Origin of the sequence: Neorhizobium sp. S3-V5DH (assembly GCF_004343065.1) — a bacterium.
GTDB classification, from domain to species: Bacteria; Pseudomonadota; Alphaproteobacteria; order Rhizobiales; family Rhizobiaceae; genus Neorhizobium; species Neorhizobium huautlense.
In genome coordinates this window covers 393,108-410,817 of sequence record NZ_SMCL01000001.1, presented here as the reverse complement: position 1 = coordinate 410,817, position 17,710 = coordinate 393,108, and the positions used below count along the sequence as shown (strand labels likewise).

At 59.7% G+C, this 17,710-nt stretch carries 14 protein-coding genes; 5 read left to right on the top strand and 9 right to left on the bottom strand.

Going from position 1 to position 17,710, the window contains the following annotated elements:
• Window position 1: 1 nt before the first annotated feature.
• The 5 genes from EDE09_RS02040 (at window position 2) to edd (ending at window position 6,939) form a co-directional block, all read left to right on the top strand.
• Window positions 2-1,441: a glutamine synthetase family protein gene (locus EDE09_RS02040; protein WP_105370695.1), complete on the top strand. Its 1,440-nt coding sequence runs from the start codon at window positions 2-4 to the stop codon at window positions 1,439-1,441.
• A gap of 11 nt (window positions 1,442-1,452) precedes the next feature.
• Window positions 1,453-2,742: an FAD-binding oxidoreductase gene (locus tag EDE09_RS02035; protein ID WP_132408595.1), complete on the top strand. Its 1,290-nt coding sequence runs from the start codon at window positions 1,453-1,455 to the stop codon at window positions 2,740-2,742.
• A 102-nt stretch (window positions 2,743-2,844) separates the two neighbouring features.
• Window positions 2,845-4,317, top strand: a complete 1,473-nt coding sequence (gene zwf / locus EDE09_RS02030; protein ID WP_105370693.1) for a glucose-6-phosphate dehydrogenase — start codon at window positions 2,845-2,847, stop codon at window positions 4,315-4,317.
• Window positions 4,318-4,341: 24 nt separating this feature from the next.
• On the top strand, window positions 4,342-5,040 hold the full coding sequence (gene pgl / locus EDE09_RS02025) for a 6-phosphogluconolactonase (RefSeq protein WP_105370692.1): 699 nt from the start codon (window positions 4,342-4,344) through the stop codon (window positions 5,038-5,040).
• Between the two features lie 81 nt (window positions 5,041-5,121).
• Window positions 5,122-6,939, top strand: a complete 1,818-nt coding sequence (edd, locus tag EDE09_RS02020) for a phosphogluconate dehydratase (RefSeq protein ID WP_132408593.1) — start codon at window positions 5,122-5,124, stop codon at window positions 6,937-6,939.
• Between the two features lie 41 nt (window positions 6,940-6,980).
• On the opposite strand, the gene EDE09_RS02015 is transcribed toward edd, so the two are convergent.
• The 9 genes from EDE09_RS02015 to EDE09_RS01975 all read right to left on the bottom strand — a co-directional run bounded on the left by EDE09_RS02015 (window position 6,981) and on the right by EDE09_RS01975 (window position 17,577).
• Window positions 6,981-7,337, bottom strand: a complete 357-nt coding sequence (locus tag EDE09_RS02015; RefSeq protein WP_105370690.1) for a hypothetical protein — start codon at window positions 7,335-7,337, stop codon at window positions 6,981-6,983.
• A 178-nt stretch (window positions 7,338-7,515) separates the two neighbouring features.
• Window positions 7,516-8,604 carry a sn-glycerol-3-phosphate ABC transporter ATP-binding protein UgpC gene (gene ugpC / locus EDE09_RS02010; protein ID WP_132408591.1) on the bottom strand — a complete coding sequence of 363 codons (1,089 nt, stop codon included), beginning with the start codon at window positions 8,602-8,604 and terminating at the stop codon, window positions 7,516-7,518.
• A gap of 18 nt (window positions 8,605-8,622) precedes the next feature.
• Window positions 8,623-10,278, bottom strand: coding sequence for an alpha-glucosidase family protein (locus tag EDE09_RS02005; protein WP_105370688.1), 1,656 nt, complete (start codon window positions 10,276-10,278; stop codon window positions 8,623-8,625).
• A 35-nt stretch (window positions 10,279-10,313) separates the two neighbouring features.
• Window positions 10,314-11,474 carry a carbohydrate ABC transporter permease gene (locus EDE09_RS02000; protein WP_132408589.1) on the bottom strand — a complete coding sequence of 387 codons (1,161 nt, stop codon included), beginning with the start codon at window positions 11,472-11,474 and terminating at the stop codon, window positions 10,314-10,316.
• Between the two features lies 1 nt (window position 11,475).
• Window positions 11,476-12,489 carry a sugar ABC transporter permease gene (locus tag EDE09_RS01995; RefSeq protein ID WP_132408587.1) on the bottom strand — a complete coding sequence of 338 codons (1,014 nt, stop codon included), beginning with the start codon at window positions 12,487-12,489 and terminating at the stop codon, window positions 11,476-11,478.
• Between the two features lie 93 nt (window positions 12,490-12,582).
• Window positions 12,583-13,944, bottom strand: a complete 1,362-nt coding sequence (locus tag EDE09_RS01990) for an ABC transporter substrate-binding protein (RefSeq protein WP_132408585.1) — start codon at window positions 13,942-13,944, stop codon at window positions 12,583-12,585.
• Between the two features lie 128 nt (window positions 13,945-14,072).
• Complete coding sequence (gene folD / locus EDE09_RS01985) at window positions 14,073-14,972, bottom strand: bifunctional methylenetetrahydrofolate dehydrogenase/methenyltetrahydrofolate cyclohydrolase FolD (protein ID WP_105370684.1); 900 nt, start codon at window positions 14,970-14,972, stop codon at window positions 14,073-14,075.
• A 127-nt stretch (window positions 14,973-15,099) separates the two neighbouring features.
• Entirely contained in the window at window positions 15,100-16,839 is a 1,740-nt protein-coding gene (locus EDE09_RS01980) for a hypothetical protein (protein ID WP_132408583.1), read from the bottom strand.
• 84 nt (window positions 16,840-16,923) lie between these two features.
• The gene (locus EDE09_RS01975) at window positions 16,924-17,577 is read right to left on the bottom strand and encodes a hypothetical protein (protein WP_132408581.1); all 654 of its coding nucleotides are present in this window, start codon (window positions 17,575-17,577) and stop codon (window positions 16,924-16,926) included.
• Window positions 17,578-17,710: the final 133 nt, after the last annotated feature.

The following is a 17,710-nucleotide window of genomic DNA, read 5'->3' as shown; positions in this document are numbered from 1 at the left end:
CATGCCGCGCAAAAAAGCCAATCCCGCCCCCGCAACCGGCACCGTGCTCAAAGCAGCCGCTGCCCAACCGACGCTCACCTCCCTTCGAGGCGTGGCGGACTGGCGGGAGGCCACCGCGTGGCTGAGAGCGCGGGGGATCGAGGATGTCGAATGCATCACACCCGATCTGGCCGGCGTTCCGCGCGGCAAGATGATGCCATCTTCGAAATTCACGTCGAATACTTCGCTTGCGCTGCCCTCCGCCCTTTACCGCCACACAATCTCAGGTGAATATCCCGAAGAAACCGGCACTTTCCGTTACGAGCCGCGGGACAGCGACCTGAAGCTGATGCCTGATCTGTCCACTCTCGCGGTCGTTCCGTGGGAGACGGACCCGACGGCGCAGGTGATCTGCGATATCGTCGATACGGATGGCAAGGCTGTGGCCTACACGCCGCGCAATGTGTTGAAGAACATTGTTAGGCTTTACGAAGAACGCGGATGGAAACCTGTCGTAGCCCCGGAAATCGAATTTTACCTTGTCGCCAAAAACGACGACCCTGACTATCCCCTGCACCCGCCGAAAGGCCGGTCGGGCCGTTCGATCCTCGGTGGCCAGGGTTATTCGATTGCCGGCATCAATGAATTCGACGAGCTGATCGACGACATCTATCACTTTTCCGAAAAGCAGGGGTTGGAGATCGACACCCTCATTCATGAGGAAGGTCCGGCGCAACTCGAGATCAACCTGCGCCATGGCGATCCGATCGAACTCGCCGACCAGGTTTTCATGTTCAAGCGGACGATCCGCGAAGCAGCCCTGAAGCACGGGATTTACGCCACCTTCATGGCCAAACCGATGCAGGGCCAGGCGGGTTCGGCGATGCACATCCACCAGTCGGTGGTCGACATCAAAACCGGCAAGAACGTCTTCTCGAACCCGGACGGCTCCGCCTCGAAGGAATTTTTCCACTTCATCGGCGGCATGCAGACTTATGTGCCCAAGACGCTCGCCATGATGGCTCCCTATGTGAACTCCTACCGCCGCCTGACGCCCGACATGTCGGCACCGGTCAACAATGCCTGGGGCTACGATAATCGTACCACCGCCTTCCGTGTGCCAGTTTCGGACGCGAACGCCCGCCGCGTCGAAAACCGACTGCCGAGCTCGGACGCCAATCCTTATCTGGCGCTCGCGGCGTCGCTCGGCTGCGGCCTGCTCGGCATCATGAACGGGATTGAGCCGGCGCCGCCCACGGAAGATACGGCCAACGAAGGCTCGATCGATCTGCCTCGTGGCCTGCTCGAAGCCGTATCGTTGCTGGAATCAGAACCAGCCCTGGCGCAGGTCTTCAGCCCCGAGTTCATAGGCCTCTATGCGGGCGTCAAGCGTGGGGAATTTGAGACCTTCATGCAGGTCATCAGCCCGTGGGAGCGGGAATTCCTGCTTCTCAACGTGTGAGGGCTGGTGTTTTGGACAAGTGGCAGAGCCCGATAGCGCCGGGGGTTTCCTGGTATCAGGCAACCGTTGGCGAACGACCGACCTATCCCGCCCTCGACGAATCGAAGACGGTCGATGTCGCGATCGTCGGCGGCGGCTATACCGGGCTTCAGGCCGCCTACAACCTCGCCAGGAGCGGTATTTCCACCACCCTGATCGAGGCATATCGCCTCGGCGACGGCGCTTCGGGACGCAATGGGGGGCAGATGGGCACCGGCCAGCGCTGGTGGCCGGAAGAATTCGAGAAGGAGTTGGGCTATGAACGCTCGAAGGCGCTCTTCGATATGGCGGAGCATGCCAAGCGCCATCTTCTCGATTTTGCCGATGTTCACGGCATCGACATGGATTACATGCCGGGGCAGATGAATGTCGCCCACAAGCCGGGACACGAGAGGGAATATCGTGCGAATGCCGAGATTGCCGCGGAACGTTACGCCTATCCCCATATCTCGTTCATGGACGCCAGGGAAACCGCAGAACGGCTCGGCACCGGGGATTATCACTGCGGCGTCCGGGATACGGGCACAGGCCACATTCATCCCCTGAAGCTGCTGATCGGTCTTGCGAGCGTTGCCAGGTCGGCCGGCGCTCAGATCCACGAAATGACGAAGGCAACGGCCATCCGGCAGAGCGGCGGAAAGATCAAGGTAGATACACCGTCCGGGACGTTGACGGCCGGCCGGGTGCTGATCGCCACAAACGCCTATGTCGGCGAACTGGAACCTGTCACGTCCGCACATATCATGCCGATCGGCTCCTTCATCGCAGCCACGGAACCGCTCGATGATTTTCCAACGGTCATTCCGGGCGGCGAGGCGGTGGCCGATTCGCGATTCGTCGTGAGATATTTCCGCAAGTCGCGCGACAACCGTCTCCTGTTCGGAGGGCGCGAGGTCTATTCCTCTCGCGACCCGAAAGATACTGCGCAGGCCATCCGCCAGCAAATCATCGCCACCTATCCGAGCCTGAAAAACATTGCGATCACGCATGCATGGGGCGGCAATGTGGGAATCACGATGCCGCGCCAGCCTTTCGTGCGCGAAGTCATGCCGGGTGTGACCTCGATCGGCGGTTATTCCGGTCACGGCGTCATGCTGTCAAACTATTGTGGCAAGCTCTATGCTGACATGATTTCCGGCAATGCGACCGAACTGGATCAACTTGCCGCACTGGATGTTCCCGCCTTTCCAGGCGGGCGTCATATGCGAACGCCGTTGCTTTTTCTGGCCCTCACGTGGTTTGCGCTGCGCGACAGGCTCTGACAAGCAAGCGACCCTACGAGGTCCTCAACATCAATTCGGGCTAGCCTTTTTAAATCGATTAGATTAAGTATGCCCCCAACCATCCAGGACGAAAGAACAGAGATGAGCAGCCAGATCATCCCAGTCGAAGCCTTTGATTGCGTCGTGTTCGGCGGAACCGGCGACCTCGCAGAGCGCAAACTCCTGCCGGCCCTTTACCACCGTCAGGTGGAGGGTCAGTTTACGGAACCAACCCGTATCATCGGCGCTTCCCGCAGCAATCTCTCACACGAAGATTATCGAAAATTTGCTCAGGACGCATTGAAGGAGCACCTGAAGAAGGGCGAATACGACGAGGCTGAAGTTCAAAAGTTCTGCCAGCGGCTCTACTACGTCTCGATCGATGCCAAGTCCGATCAGGGCTGGGATGCGCTCAAGAAGCTCATCGATGATGGAAAAGAACGGGTGCGCGTTTTCTATCTCGCCGTTGCGCCCGGCATCTTCGGAGCAATTTCCGAAAAAATCCGCGACCACAAGCTAATCACGAAAGCAACCCGGATCGTCGTGGAAAAGCCGATTGGCCGCGATCTCGCCTCAGCGCTCGAACTCAACGATACGATCGGCAAGGTTTTCCGCGAAGAGCAGATCTTCCGTATCGACCACTATCTCGGCAAGGAGACGGTGCAGAACCTGATGGCGCTGCGATTCGCCAACGCGCTCTACGAGCCGTTGTGGAATGCCGAGCATATCGATCACGTGCAGATCACGGTTGCGGAGGCTGTCGGGCTCGAAGGCCGCGCCGGTTATTACGATACGGCCGGCGCGCTGCGCGACATGGTTCAGAACCATATCCTGCAGCTTCTCTGCCTTGTCGCCATGGAAGTCCCTTCCTCGATGAATTCGGAATCGGTGCGCGACGAAAAGCTCAAGGTGCTACGGGCGCTGAAGCCGATCACCGAAGCCAATGTCGAACAATTCACGGTGCGAGGCCAGTACCGCGCGGGCGCTTCAGCCGGCGGCCCCGTTAAGGGCTATCTCGACGAGCTGGAAGGCGGCGTCTCCAATACCGAGACATTCGTGGCCATAAAGGCCGAGATCGGCAACTGGCGCTGGGCCGGCGTGCCCTTCTATATCCGTACAGGCAAGCGGCTCGCGAACCGCGTCTCCGAGATCGTCATCACCTTCAAGCCGATCCCACACAATATCTTCGACAATGCTGCGGGCCGAATTGCCGCAAACCAGCTGATCATCCGCTTGCAGCCGGATGAGGGGGTGAAGCAATCATTGATGATTAAGGACCCAGGTCCCGGCGGAATGCGGCTTCGCGAGGTTTCGCTCGACATGAGCTTTGCGGAAGCGTTCGCGGTTCGCAATCCCGACGCCTATGAGCGGCTCCTGATGGACACGATCCGCTCCAACCAGACCCTTTTCATGCGCCGTGACGAGGTGGAAGCCGCGTGGCGCTGGGTCGACCCGATCCTCAAGGGTTGGGAAGCAACCGGCCAGCAGGTGCAGGGCTATACCGCCGGAACCTGGGGACCCAGCCAAGCGATCGCGTTGATAGAACGGGATCACCGCACCTGGCACGAAGGCTGACGATAGGAAGGGCGAGACCGGGCAATGACCGCGAACCTGCATGACTTTCCCGATGCCGCAACACTTGCTGCCGCCCTGGCGGACGAGGTTGCGGCACGCCTGGCCGCCGCGATCCGCGAACGGGGGATCGCGTCCATCGCAGTCTCTGGCGGTTCCACACCGAAAAAGTTCTTCGAGACGCTGTCGGCGCGCGATATCGATTGGAGCAAGGTCACGGTCACTCTGGTCGACGAGCGTTTCGTACCGGCCGACAATCCGCGCTCCAACCATCTTCTGGTCGCGACGCATCTCCTGAAGGACAAGGCTGCGACGGCGAAGTTCATCCCGCTTTATTATGATCGACCCTCAATCGACGAAGCTGCGGTCGCGGCAACAGATAAGACGGCGGGCATTGGAAATCCTTTCGATGTCGCCATCCTCGGCATGGGAACCGATGGCCATACGGCCTCGTTCTTCCCGCACGGCAATAATCTCACGAAAGCGCTCGATCTTTCTGGCCCTCGCGGCGTTCTGACCATGGAGGCGGAAGGTGCTGGCGAGGAGCGGTTGACCTTCTCCTTTGCAAGCCTTTCGGACGCGCGTTTCCTGGTCCTTCATATCGAAGGTCAGGGCAAGCGGGACGTGCTGGAAAAGGCGAAGGCCGGTTCCGACGAAGCGGAGATGCCAATCCGCGCCGTGCTCAATCACGCTGCGTCGCCGCTAGAGATCTACTGGGCGCCGTAAAGGCGCAGGATTTTCAACAGGAGCAATCCCGGTCGGCTTTCGCCATTCCCAAGCCGGGCTTGACGGATGAGGACAACACCCATGGCCGCCCATTCCAGCATCGAGGCTATCACCGCCCGCATCGTAGAACGATCAAAGCCGCACCGTGAGGCCTATCTCGACCGCGTCCGGCGAGCGGCATCGCGAGGCCCGCACCGGTCGACACTCTCCTGCGGCAATCTCGCACACGGTTTTGCGGTCTGTTCCCCCGCCGAAAAGGATGCGCTCGCGGGCGACGTCGTTCCGAACCTCGGCATCATCACAGCCTATAACGACATGCTCTCCGCCCACCAGCCCTACGAGATCTTCCCGCCGATCATCCGGGAAGCCGCCCGGGAGGCAGGCGGGATCGCGCAGGTTGCGGGCGGCGTGCCGGCTATGTGCGACGGTGTCACCCAAGGGCAGCCGGGCATGGAACTATCGCTGTTCTCGCGGGATGCGATCGCCATGGCGGCCGGCATCGGCCTTTCCCACAACATGTTCGACGCAGCAGTCTTCCTCGGCATCTGCGACAAGATCGTACCCGGCCTGGTGATCGCAGCGCTGAGCTTCGGCCACCTGCCCTCCGTCTTCATTCCGGCAGGCCCTATGACTTCGGGTCTACCGAACGACGAGAAGTCGCGCATCCGGCAGCTCTATGCGGAAGGCAAGGTCGGCCGCGCAGAACTTCTCGACGCCGAGTCGAAGTCCTATCACGGCCCCGGCACCTGTACCTTCTACGGCACCGCAAACTCCAACCAGATGCTGATGGAAATCATGGGCTTCCACATGCCCGGCGCTTCCTTTGTCAATCCGGGTACGCCGCTGCGCGAAGCATTGACTCGAGAAGCCGCCAAGCGGGCGCTCGCCATCACCGCCCTCGGCAATGAATTCACACCAGCCGGCGAGATGATCGACGAACGTTCGGTGGTCAATGGCGTCGTTGGCCTGCACGCCACCGGCGGCTCGACAAACCACACGCTCCACCTCGTCGCCATGGCGCGCGCGGCCGGCATTCACCTGACATGGCAGGACATCTCCGACCTTTCGGATGTCGTCCCCCTGCTCGCCCGCGTCTATCCGAACGGTCTGGCGGACGTGAACCATTTCCACGCCGCCGGAGGCATGGGCTTCCTCATCAAGCAGCTCCTGAAGCAAGGCTTCTTGCATGACGACGTTCGCACCGTCTTCGGCCACGGCCTCGATGCCTATACCGTCGAAGCGAAACTCGATGCTCAAGGCCAGGTGGTGCGGGAGCCGGCACCGGCCGAAAGTGGAGACAAGAAAGTTCTGTCGACCATAGAGACACCTTTCCAGTCCACCGGCGGGCTGAAGATGCTGACCGGCAATCTCGGCAAGGCCGTCATCAAGATTTCCGCGGTAAAGCCGGAGCGCCACATCGTCGAAGCGCCGGCCATTGTTTTCCATGACCAACAGGGGCTGCAGGACGCTTTCAAGCGCGGCGAACTCAACAAGGATTTTGTCGCAGTCGTCCGCTTTCAGGGGCCGAAAGCAAACGGCATGCCGGAACTCCATCGTCTTACGCCGCCGCTGGGCGTGCTGCAGGACCGCGGCTTCAAGGTGGCGCTCGTGACTGACGGGCGCATGTCAGGTGCCTCGGGCAAGGTGCCGGCGGCGATCCATATTACCCCGGAAGCTTCCGACGGCGGACCCATCGCCAAGATCAAGGACGGAGACATGGTCCGGCTTGACGCCGTCGCAGGTACGCTGGAGGTACTGGTGGATGCGGGCGAGTTTGAAGCGCGGACGCCTGTTGTCGCCGACCTTTCGGGCAACGAGTTCGGCATGGGCCGAGAGCTCTTCGCCGCATTCCGCCGCAATGTCGGTCACGCGGACCAGGGTGCAAGCGTGTTTGCATAAATGAATGGGCGGCCAGAGCCGCCCATCGAAAATTTCCGACTTCACCAGGATCGGATGTCGAGCGTCCGGTCGCGATGGTTGGGATGGGTCGAAAACACGAAAATCCGGTCCATCTCCTTCTGCGTGAGAAGGCGCAGGAAACGGACTTCGATCGTGTTGTTGGCATTAGTGCGCATCAACAGGCAGCCGACCTTGGTGATCCGCGCATCCGGAATATCCAGGTAAAACTGCTGAGGCAGATTGTACTGGGTCAGGATGCCGATAACGGCGCTGCTCTGGGAAATGCGCAACACGTCGCAGCGGCGCTGCGCCATGTTCATCACGCCTTTTTCCGTATATTCGATGCGCGCCGCATTCATCGTGTCTTCCATCTTGAACCGGGCTTCCCGGTCGTACATGAAAGACTCTTCCTTACTCAAAAAGTGATTTTTGTTTTTTGGAGCCGCACCCACGACATCCCTCCTTCGTTTATGAGAAGAAGGCTAGCCGGTGAAATTTAACAGAGCGTTTTGAAGTCTCAATCCAGAACAATTCCCAACAACGCTCGGTGGTTTATAGTAAACGGCGGCTTATCCCTTATTTCCGATAGCTCTTACCTTCTGCATCAAAAAGGTGCAGCTTCGTAGGGTCGGCGGCAAAGCGCATAGCGTTCCCCTTCTTCGCATTCAGAATTCCGGGAATCTTGGCGATAATCGGTTCCTGGTCGGCAAGCCCCTCAATGTAAAGCAAGGTTACTTCGCCAAGAGCTTCGACGATCGAGACCTGCCCTTCGAAAAGATATTCCTCGCCAGTCGCGATCGAAAGATCCTCCGGGCGCACGCCGAAGCTTGCAGCCCTGCCTTTTTCAGTAGCGGCAGTGGTGATCGGGAGACGCACCGACTTGCCGCCCCTCAATGATACGGTGGTGGTCTCGCCAGTCTCGGTTATCGTTGCAGGAATGATGTTCATCGCCGGCGAGCCGATGAACCGCGCGACGAAGAGGTTGTGGGGACGCTCGTAAAGCTCGAGCGGTGCCCCCACCTGTTCGATACGCCCGGCCGAGAGTACAACGATACGGTCCGCAAGCGTCATCGCCTCCACCTGGTCGTGGGTGACGTAGATCATCGTGGTATCCGGCATCGCCTCGTTGAGTTTGGCGATCTCGATGCGGGTTGCCACCCGAAGGGCAGCGTCCAGATTGGAGAGCGGCTCGTCGAACAGGAAGACCTTCGGATTGCGGCAGATGGCCCGGCCGATCGCCACGCGCTGCCGCTGCCCGCCCGAGAGCGCCTTCGGCAACCGGTCGAGATAGGGCGTGAGCTGCAGGATGTCGGCAGCCGAGCGGACGCGACGGTCGATCTCCTGCTTGCTTTCCTTGGCGATCCGCATGCCGAAGGCCATGTTGTCGTAAACCGTCATGTGCGGATAAAGCGCGTAGGATTGGAAAACCATGGCAATGCCGCGGCGCGAAGGCGGAACCTCGTTCACCAACTGATTGTCGATAAACATTTCCCCGCCTGTGATGCTCTCGAGACCGGAGATCATCCGCAACAGCGTGGATTTTCCGCAGCCCGAGGGGCCGACGAAAACCACGAACTCGCCCTGCTTGATGTCAAGGTCGATGCCGTGCAGCACCTTCACCTGACCATAGGCCTTGCGGATATCCTTAAGCACGACACCAGCCATGTTTCCCTCCCGTTTTTGTTAGGCGTGGCGGGCGAAGAACGCCCCCCAGGCCGGTAGTTCGATGCGTCGGCCTTCGAGGCCGCTTTCAAATCCATGCCCCGTCAAAATCTCCCAGTCGCCGATAGGCAATTCCGTCGAGGTCTCGCTTGGGCTCATATTGAACAGGCAAAGCACGGTCTCGTTACCGTACTGCCGCTTGTAGCCGAGCACCGGCCCATCTTCCGGCAGGAAGGCGATATCGCCCTTTGCAAAGGCCGGGTGCTGCTTGCGGAACGCCAGAAAGCGACGGTACTGCTCCAGCACGGAAGCGGGGTCGCCATATTGGGCGCCGACGGCGCGGAGCTGATGTTCGACGGGGATGGGCAACCAGGTTCGCTCGGCGGTCGAAAAACCGGCCTGCAACGCCTGTGCGTCCCACACCATGGGGGTGCGGCAACCATCCCGCCCCTTGAATTCCGGCCAGAACTGAATGCCGTATGGATCCTGCAGATCGGCATAGGCGATATCTGCCTCGGTGAGGCCCAATTCCTCGCCCTGGTAGATGCAGACGGAGCCACGCTGGGTCATGAGGATCGCAGCGGACATCTTTGCATAGCCGTCGCGGTCGAGAAGATCGTGGCCCCAGCGGCTGACGTGACGCACGACGTCGTGATTCGAGAAGGCCCAGCATGCCCAGCCGTCCGGCGCGGCGACCGAGAAGGCGTTCTGCACTTCTGCGACACGCGCAGGCGTCAGCGGATCCGGCGCCAGGAACTCGAACGCATAGCACATCTGCATCTTGTCGGTGCCGGAGGTATATTCGCCAACGATCTCAAGGCCCCGCTGGCTGTCGCCGACCTCACCGACAGCGGCGATCGCCGGAAACTCATCAAGCACGGCGCGGAAGCGTCTCAGGAATTCCAGGTTTTCAGGCCGGTTCTTGTCGTAGACATGTTCCTGGAAGTTATAGGGGTTTACTGCCGGTGCAGTGGATGCATTGCGCCGCGAGGGATCAAGCGCCGGGTTGTCGCGCAGTTCCTTGTCGTGGAAATAGAAGTTGATCGTATCCAGACGGAAACCATCGACGCCGCGCAACAACCAGAAACGGGTCATGTCCAGGAGCGCATCCTGTACTTCCGGATTGTGAAGGTTGAGGTCCGGCTGCGATGTCAGGAAGTTGTGCATGTAATACTGCATGCGCGTCGGATCCCAGGCCCAGGCGGATCCACCAAAGATCGACAACCAGTTGTTCGGCGGCGTTCCATCCGGTCTTGCATCGGCCCAGACATACCAGTCGGCCTTGGGATTGAAGCGGCTGGACCGGCTCTCGATGAACCATGGATGCTGGTCGGAGCTGTGGGACATCACAAGATCGATCATCACCTTGATGCCAAGCCGATGGGCTTCCGAGATCAGACCGTCAAAGTCGGAGAGCGACCCGAACATCGGATCGACATCGGTGTAGTTCGAGACATCGTAGCCAAAGTCCCTCATGGGTGAGGGGAAGAACGGCGATATCCAGATCGCATCGGCCCCGAGCGCGGCGACATGCGGTAGGCGCGCAGTGATACCCTTCAGGTCACCGATGCCGTCGCCGTTCGAATCCTGGAAGGACCGCGGATAAATCTGATAGATGACCGCCCCACGCCACCAATCCTTGTCCAGCTCCGCGGGTTTTTCGTGCGAAATGATCATTCAATATCCTGTAGTTGACACAATAAGCCTGCGGCTCAGCCGCCCTTGACCGAGCCGGCAAGCAATCCGCGGACGAGATACCGCTGAAGTGCAAAAAAGACGATAATCGGCACCACAATCGTGATGAAGGCGGAGGCGGTGAGAATTTCCCACTTTCCGCCCATGGAGCCCAAAAGCGCATTGAGAGCGCCGGTCAGGACAAGCTGATCCTTGCCTGTACCGAGAAAGACCATGGCGACCAGAAGGTCGTTCCATGTCCACAGGAACTGGAAGATGGAGAAGGATGCCAAAGCCGGAAACGACAGCGGCAGGATGATCTTCACGAAGATCTCGAAGTCGCTCGCGCCGTCAACCCGGGCGGATTCGATAATCTCCCTCGGCAGGCCTGCGATGTAGTTGCGCAGAAGGTAGATCGCAAGCGGCATTCCGAAGGCCGAGTGGGCAAGCCATATGCCCGCATAGCTGCGCGACGGCACCCCGAACAAGTTGCCGATCTCGTTATACATCCTGAGAAGTGGAATGAGGGACATCTGCAAGGGCACGACGATCAACCCCACCACCATGGCAATGATCAGCGCACGCCCGGGAAATTCCATCCAGGACAGCGCGTAGGCGGCAAAAGCGGAGATCAGGATCGGGATGATGGTCGCAGGAATCGCGACCGTCAGGGAATTGACGAAGGATTGTCCGATACCTTGAGAGGTGAGCACGGTCCGGTAGTTGTCGAGGGTAAAGGAGGGCGGCGCCGCGATGGAGAGATAGACGCGCTTTCCACGCTCGCCGTCGAAGGGAGCATTCTTCGTATAGACGTAGCTGCCGTCCTCGTTGATCGTCAGCATCTCGCCGTCGCCGAGGTCGGCCGCCTGCCCGGCTTCGAATTCCGTCGGCGCCGCGACGCGCGTGCCGAAGGCGCGAACCGCCCCGCTCTGGCCTTGCTCGAAGACCGAGCCGGAAATGACGTAGTTCGCCCCCTCCTGTCTGGCGGTGGACGGCTCGCCAAGGCGGGCAGCACTTGTCTCGGCAGCGCCGGTGAATGCCGTCCACCAGCCCGACGCGGCGATCTGGCCTGCATCGCGGAATGAGGTGACGAGGATGCCGATGGTCGGGATAAGCCAGATGATGCAGATCACCAGGACCGACAAATGGACGATGAGGCGCGGGAGCCCGATACGGCGGAGGCTGACGGCAGGGTTCATCTCAATGGCCTCCCATTTCCTTGTTCGCCTGGCGGATATTCCAGATCATGATCGGCGTTACGGCGGCCATGATGATGAGCGCGATGACCGCGCTTCGTCCGCTGTCCCCCCCGCCACGGAACATCCAGTCGAACATCAGATTCGCCAGGACCATGGTGTTCCACTGGCCGTTCGTCATGGTCAGCACGATGTCGAAGACTTTCAGAACGAGAATCGTGATGGTCGTCCAGACCACGGCAATGGTGCCCCAGATCTGCGGCACCATGATTTTCCAGAAAATCTGCCAGCCGCTGGCGCCGTCGATGACGGCGGCCTCAATCGTCTCCTCCGGGATGCCGCGAAGCGCTGCCGACAGGATGACCATAGCAAAACCGGTCTGTATCCAGATCAGGATCGCCATCAGGAAGAAGTTGTTCCAGAAGGGAAGCGATATCCACACCTGCGGATTGCCGCCGAAGAACTGCACGACAGCATTCAGGAGGCCGATCTGAGTCTCGCTGCCGCCGCGATATTCGTAGATGAATTTCCAGATGACGGAGGCGCCGACAAAAGAAATCGCCATTGGCATAAAAATCAGGCTCTTGGCGAGATTACCCCACCAGATCCGATCGGTCAGCACGGCGATAACGAGGCCGAAGAAGGTGCAGGCCGCCGGTACCACCGCCAGCCACAGGATATTGTTGAAGATCGATTGGCGGAACTGCGCGTCTTGGATGGCCCAGCGGTAGTTCGAAAGACCAACGAAATTTCCGCCCGACCGGTCGTAAAAGGACAAGACGAAGGTCGCGACTACCGGATAGACCAGATAGACGACCAGCAGGATGAGGGCCGGCCCCAGAAACAGCCAAGGGCGAACCACCGCCCGCCGGTTGAGGTTCACCGAGGCCGCATGGACATTATCCACCGGAACCGGAAACACGAGTTGCAGAATCTTGTCGGAGAGCCAGTAATACAAGGCACAGATGAAAACGCCGGCGATCACAACGCCGACGGCTGAAACGACCTGCGATATCATGCCTCTCCCCTTTTCACCGATTTTTCCGGATTTTTCTGAAGGCACCGCGCCGAAAAACCGGCGCGGCGAATTCTCGGATTTATGTTCGGAGGTTTACTTCAGGCCGTCCCAAGCCTTCTGTATATCGGTCGCAACCGTTTTGGCGTCCTTGCCGCCGACATAGTCGACCATGCCGGTCCAGAAGGCGCCGGCGCCGATCTTGCCCGGCATCAGGTCGGATGCATCGAAACGGAAGGTCGTTGCCGTGGTCAGAAGCTCACCCTGCTTCTTCATGACGTCGTTGGCATATGCATCAGGATTAGCGCCCTTGAACGGCGTCAGGAACGACGACTGCGCCATCCAGACCTCGTGAGCAATCGGCGTCTTCAGGAATTCGATGAAGGCCTTGGCGGCTGGTGAATCCTTGGTGATGGCAAACATCGTACCGGCGCCGAGAACGGGCGTGCCAAGCTCGGGCTTGGAGGCGTAGGTCGGCAGGTAGAAGAAGTCGGCATCGGTGCCGAGCTTCGTATCCGGCGGGAAGAAGGACGGCACGAATGATGCCTGGTGATGCAGGTAGCATTTCGGCGGAATGCCGAAGAGACCCTTCGGGCTGTCGCGGAAGTCGGTGGAGGAAACTGCCGCAACACCGCCGCTGACATATTTCTCATTCTTGGCGAACTTGCCGAACTCTTCGATCGCGCCCACTACGGCCGGATCGTCAAACTTGATCTCGTTGCTTACCCACTTGTCATAAGTTTCCGGAGTCTGGGTGCGCAGCATCATGTCTTCGACCCAGTCGGTCGCCGGCCAGCCTGTGGCGCCCCCGGAGCCAAGGCCGATGCACCATGGAACGCCGCCATCCTCAACGATCTGGTCGCTGAGCTTGATCAGTTCCTCCATGGTCTTGGGTACCTCGTAGCCCGCCTCTTCGAAGTTTTCAGGCACATACCAGACCATGGATTTGAAATCGGCCTTGAATGGGAAGCCGAAATAGGCCTCTTGTCCATCCTTGCCCTTATAGGTGCCATACCGGATCCAGCCCTCGCCTGCACCGTAGTTCTGCTTCACCCAGTCGGCGTTTTCCTGGCCGAGCGGCGTCAGAAACCCTTTGGTGGCCAGATCGGCCAAAAGGCCCGGCTGAGGAATGATCGCGATATTCGGGGGCGAGCCCGCCTGCGTATCGATGACGATCTGCTGCTCGTAGTTTTCCGAGGAGGAATATTTGCCATTGATACCGGTCGCCGCATTGAAGTAGGCCAGAACGCTGTTGAACAGCACCTCGTCCTCGCCACGCCAAGGGCCGAATAGCGTCAGATTCTGCCCCTTGAGGTTGGCATTGGCGGCTTTGAAATCCTCGTAGCTCTTCCAGTTGAAGCGCGCGTCCTGACCCGGCGCAAACTTGAGTTCCTGGGCGGCTGCGCTTCCTGCGAGAACGACCGCGAGCGCCGTACCGATCCAAAATGGTGTCTTCATGAAACTACCCTCCCATTGTCCCGGCTTCTTCTACCCAACCGAGAGTTCCAAAACATGGAAAGAGATTTAACGCTCTTGCCGAGGAGTCAACCCCCTCAGGCAGCGGCATTCAGAATATTTTAAATCGATTAAAATCTGGGAGCGGTTTTTCCGGCGGCGCGATAGGCGGCGATTGCCGTATTGGCCATCAGCATTGCGATGGTCATCGGGCCGACACCACCGGGAACGGGCGTGATGGCTCCGGCGATTTCTGCTGCATCCACATAAGAGACGTCACCAACAAGGCGGCTCTTTCCGTCACCCTTGTCCGGGGCCGGCACGCGGTTGATGCCGACATCTATCACTGTAGCTCCCGGCTTCACCCAATCCGCCTTGACCATCTGCGGCCGTCCCACGGCAGCAACCAGGATATCGGCATTGCGGCAGACCGAGGCGAGATCCCTCGTCTTGGAATGCGCCATGGTCACGGTCGCATTGGCGGCTAGCAGCAACAGGCCCATCGGCTTGCCGAACAGGTTGGAGCGGCCGATGACGACGGCGTTGAGGCCGGAAAGATCTCGGCCGTGGATGCGGTTGACGAGCAGCATTGCGCCGGCCGGCGTGCAGGAAATAAGGCCCGTTTCCAAGTCTCCGGTGGCGATCTTGCCCGCATTGACGACATGCAGGCCATCGACGTCCTTTTCCGGTGAAATCGAAAGGATTACCGGTTCCGCCTTCAGATGCTTCGGCAGAGGAAGCTGCACGAGAATACCGTGGATCGCTGGATCGGCATTCAGCCCGGCGACGAGCTCTTCAAGTTCTTCCTGCGTCGTCTCTTCAGCAAGGCTATGCTGGATCGAGTTGAATCCGCACTGCTTGGCCATCTTGCTCTTGGAGTTTACATAGGCGTGGCTTGCCGGATCGTTGCCGACGATGACGACCGCGAGTCCCGGCTTAACGCCCGTTTCACTTTCAAGAGAAGCGGTCGCCTCGGTTACGGCTGCAATCACGGATGCTGCCGCCTCTTTGCCATCGATCACTACAGCCACGCGTCACCCTCCCGCTTGAAACCGCCGCCAATCTACAAAGCGGGTATCGGTCAGATTTGCCCGCCAACGCCCTATGCTGGTCGCAGACGGCAAATGCAAGCTGATTCGATGTCGCGGATGTCCGTTATTACAACGTCGACCCGCGGCGGGCGGAATAGGACTGAACCCTCTCCCGAAGCTCCGTCATGTTACGGCGCAATTCGCGAACCTCTTCAGCTTTTCGAATATCCTCAGGGGAGGATCGCGCCGCACTATAAGACGGCGGATAGGCACTCCCGCCCGACATAACGGCCGCGACCAGCGGCGGCAGGTCAATCTCGCGCGACGGTCTGCGGTTGGCGATCAGCATCTCGCGGATCTGCTCGGTAAGCGGCGCGTCGTTGGCTGGCGCCGCGTAGCGGGTTTTCGGGGGAAAAGCCGGATAACCGCGCGGAGGTTCGTAGTGGTCGGCATCCTCCTCGTCCTCAATCGTCCCGACAGGGTCGGCAACCTCGATTGGCCGTCTAGGAGCAGGCTCCGGATCGATAAGATCGAAAGCGGGCTCCTCGTCCATCTCGTCCGACCCGGAGCTGCGACGCGCGAGGCCAGACAGAGCAAGGCCAAAGCAAAGGCCAGCTACGGCACCGGCGGCTGATGCCTGCATCATCGACAGGCCCGCCGGCTGCGCGGCCTCTGCCGTCGCCGGGCTTAGGATTTCGACCTTGGCGGCCGGCGGCGCCGCCTGGCCTTCCGACCGGTGAAGGGCGTCGAGATAGTTCTGACGCGCCTCTTTCGCCGCGTCTTCAAGCGCTGCGAGCCTTGCGGCGGAGTCAGCTATTTCCTTGTTATCGGGTTTTCGGACTTGCTTGTTCTTCAATTCGGCCAGGTGCCGGCCGGCCGCCGTCTCCTGTTGGCGAAGCGTCGAGGACAGTTGTTTCAGGGTCTTCTGGATATCCAGTCGAACCTCCCCCAGCGCAGCCTGCGCGGCAAGGAGGCGCGGGTGGCGCGGACCGAGATTGCCCGAGAGCTGGTCGACGGCGAGCTTCGCCTCGATATGCCTTTGGCGCTGGTATTCAAGGCCGGTATAATCCAGATTATCCGGCAGCGGCTTGTTGAGCACATCTTCCAGCGTCATGGCGGACGCTCGTGCAGCTCTGATCTTGAGGTCCGCGAGTTCCGCCTGCACCTCGGCGACTTCTGCGACCAGCTGCTTTTGTTCATTTTGGCTGCGACGCAATTCGGCCAGCTTCTGTCCGCCGGTCTCCTCTGCGAAGCCGGTAAGCGCCGCCTCCGCGCGTTCGAGTGTCTGACGGAGCTTTTCGACCACGGGCTCCGACGTGGCGGCGCCTGCGACTGCAAGTTCGCCGCGGAATGTGTCTCCCAGCATGTTGGCGATTTTTGCCGCCTCGCCAGCATCCGCAGCAGAGGCCGAGATCACAACCTCATTCGTCCCTTGGTCATAACCAACCGTAAGCGCCTGCGAGAGCCGTTCACGCAGCCGGTTTTCGGCCTGCGAGACCGTCATTTCGCTACCGGAAACGATATCCGACACGACCCGAACGACACTTGGGCGATCCATCCCGAATTCGCTGTCGTCCTGAAGGTTGAGTGCGCGGATAAGATTGTCGAGAACCTGTTTGGAACGGAGCGCTTTCAAGGCTCCCTCAACCGCGTCTTCGCTGGCTGCTTCGACTTTCAGCCGGGTAGTTGCTTCATAAGTTTGCGGGAGGCCATCGCCGAGCAGCAATGGCAGAGCTCCGCCAACCAGCATCGCGGCGCCCGTTTTCCACAGCGTCCACCGCATGCGGGAAAAGACAGAGCCAAGACCGGACCGCAAAGCGCCCGGCCTGGAATCCTGCTCTTCAACGATTTTCGCCGACTGGTACATGGGGCGACCGCAATAACCGTGCTCTCGGCATCCCCGAGGTTGCCGTTGATTAAGGCAGTCTAAATTTTTACGGCAAATAAAGAGTTAACTTCTGATGCCGATGAGGGACTGAGGCAGCAGCCCGCTGCTCCTTCGCCTGTCCCGAACTGGTTTGTTCTTGAGAAAATCGGTGAGACCGGCTCCTGCGAATATCGTCAGTCCAGCATGACCCGCTGCAAGCCAGCGCGCGATCCGGATTTCCTGCGCCGCGGTCGCTGCATCCACGATAATGAAGTCCAGAGCCGGAAGTACTTCCTGTCCCGGACCAACCACAATGATCTCATGCCATGGCGCATGGCGGGCAAAGTGCTCTCGCAATACCCTCAGGCGGGCAATGTCCTCGCCGGCAATACCGATCCGGTAACTCTTTTCGAGGAAAGTCAGGAGCGCAGGAAGGAAGGTGGTTGCCGAAAACCGTTCAGGCGCAGACCTCTCGCATATTCCGCTCGACAACATTCCGAAAACACGGCAGCCACTCGGCAACATCAGACGATGGCCGAGCTCGCTTCGGTAGGCCGGATCGATGAGCTGGCGCAAGAAGCTGCGACCATCGAGAAAGGCAAGTGCAGTCCGGTTGCCTCGCAACGAGACTATCCCTTCGACAAGGCTGAGCGCTGCGTTCCAGCCAAGGTCACACACCTGCAGCCCGAGCAGGTTCCCGGGCCGAGGCGATATCTGGAATTCTCCGGATGCGTTCATTACTGCGCTCAACAATGGGAAGGCCAATCTCTTCCAACGTTAAACAGAGCGCTCTGAACCCGCCTTTAAATTGATCGCTAAAATGCGAGAGATCCGTGCGTTTTCGGGAATCGTGGAACAAAAAAAGCCGGCA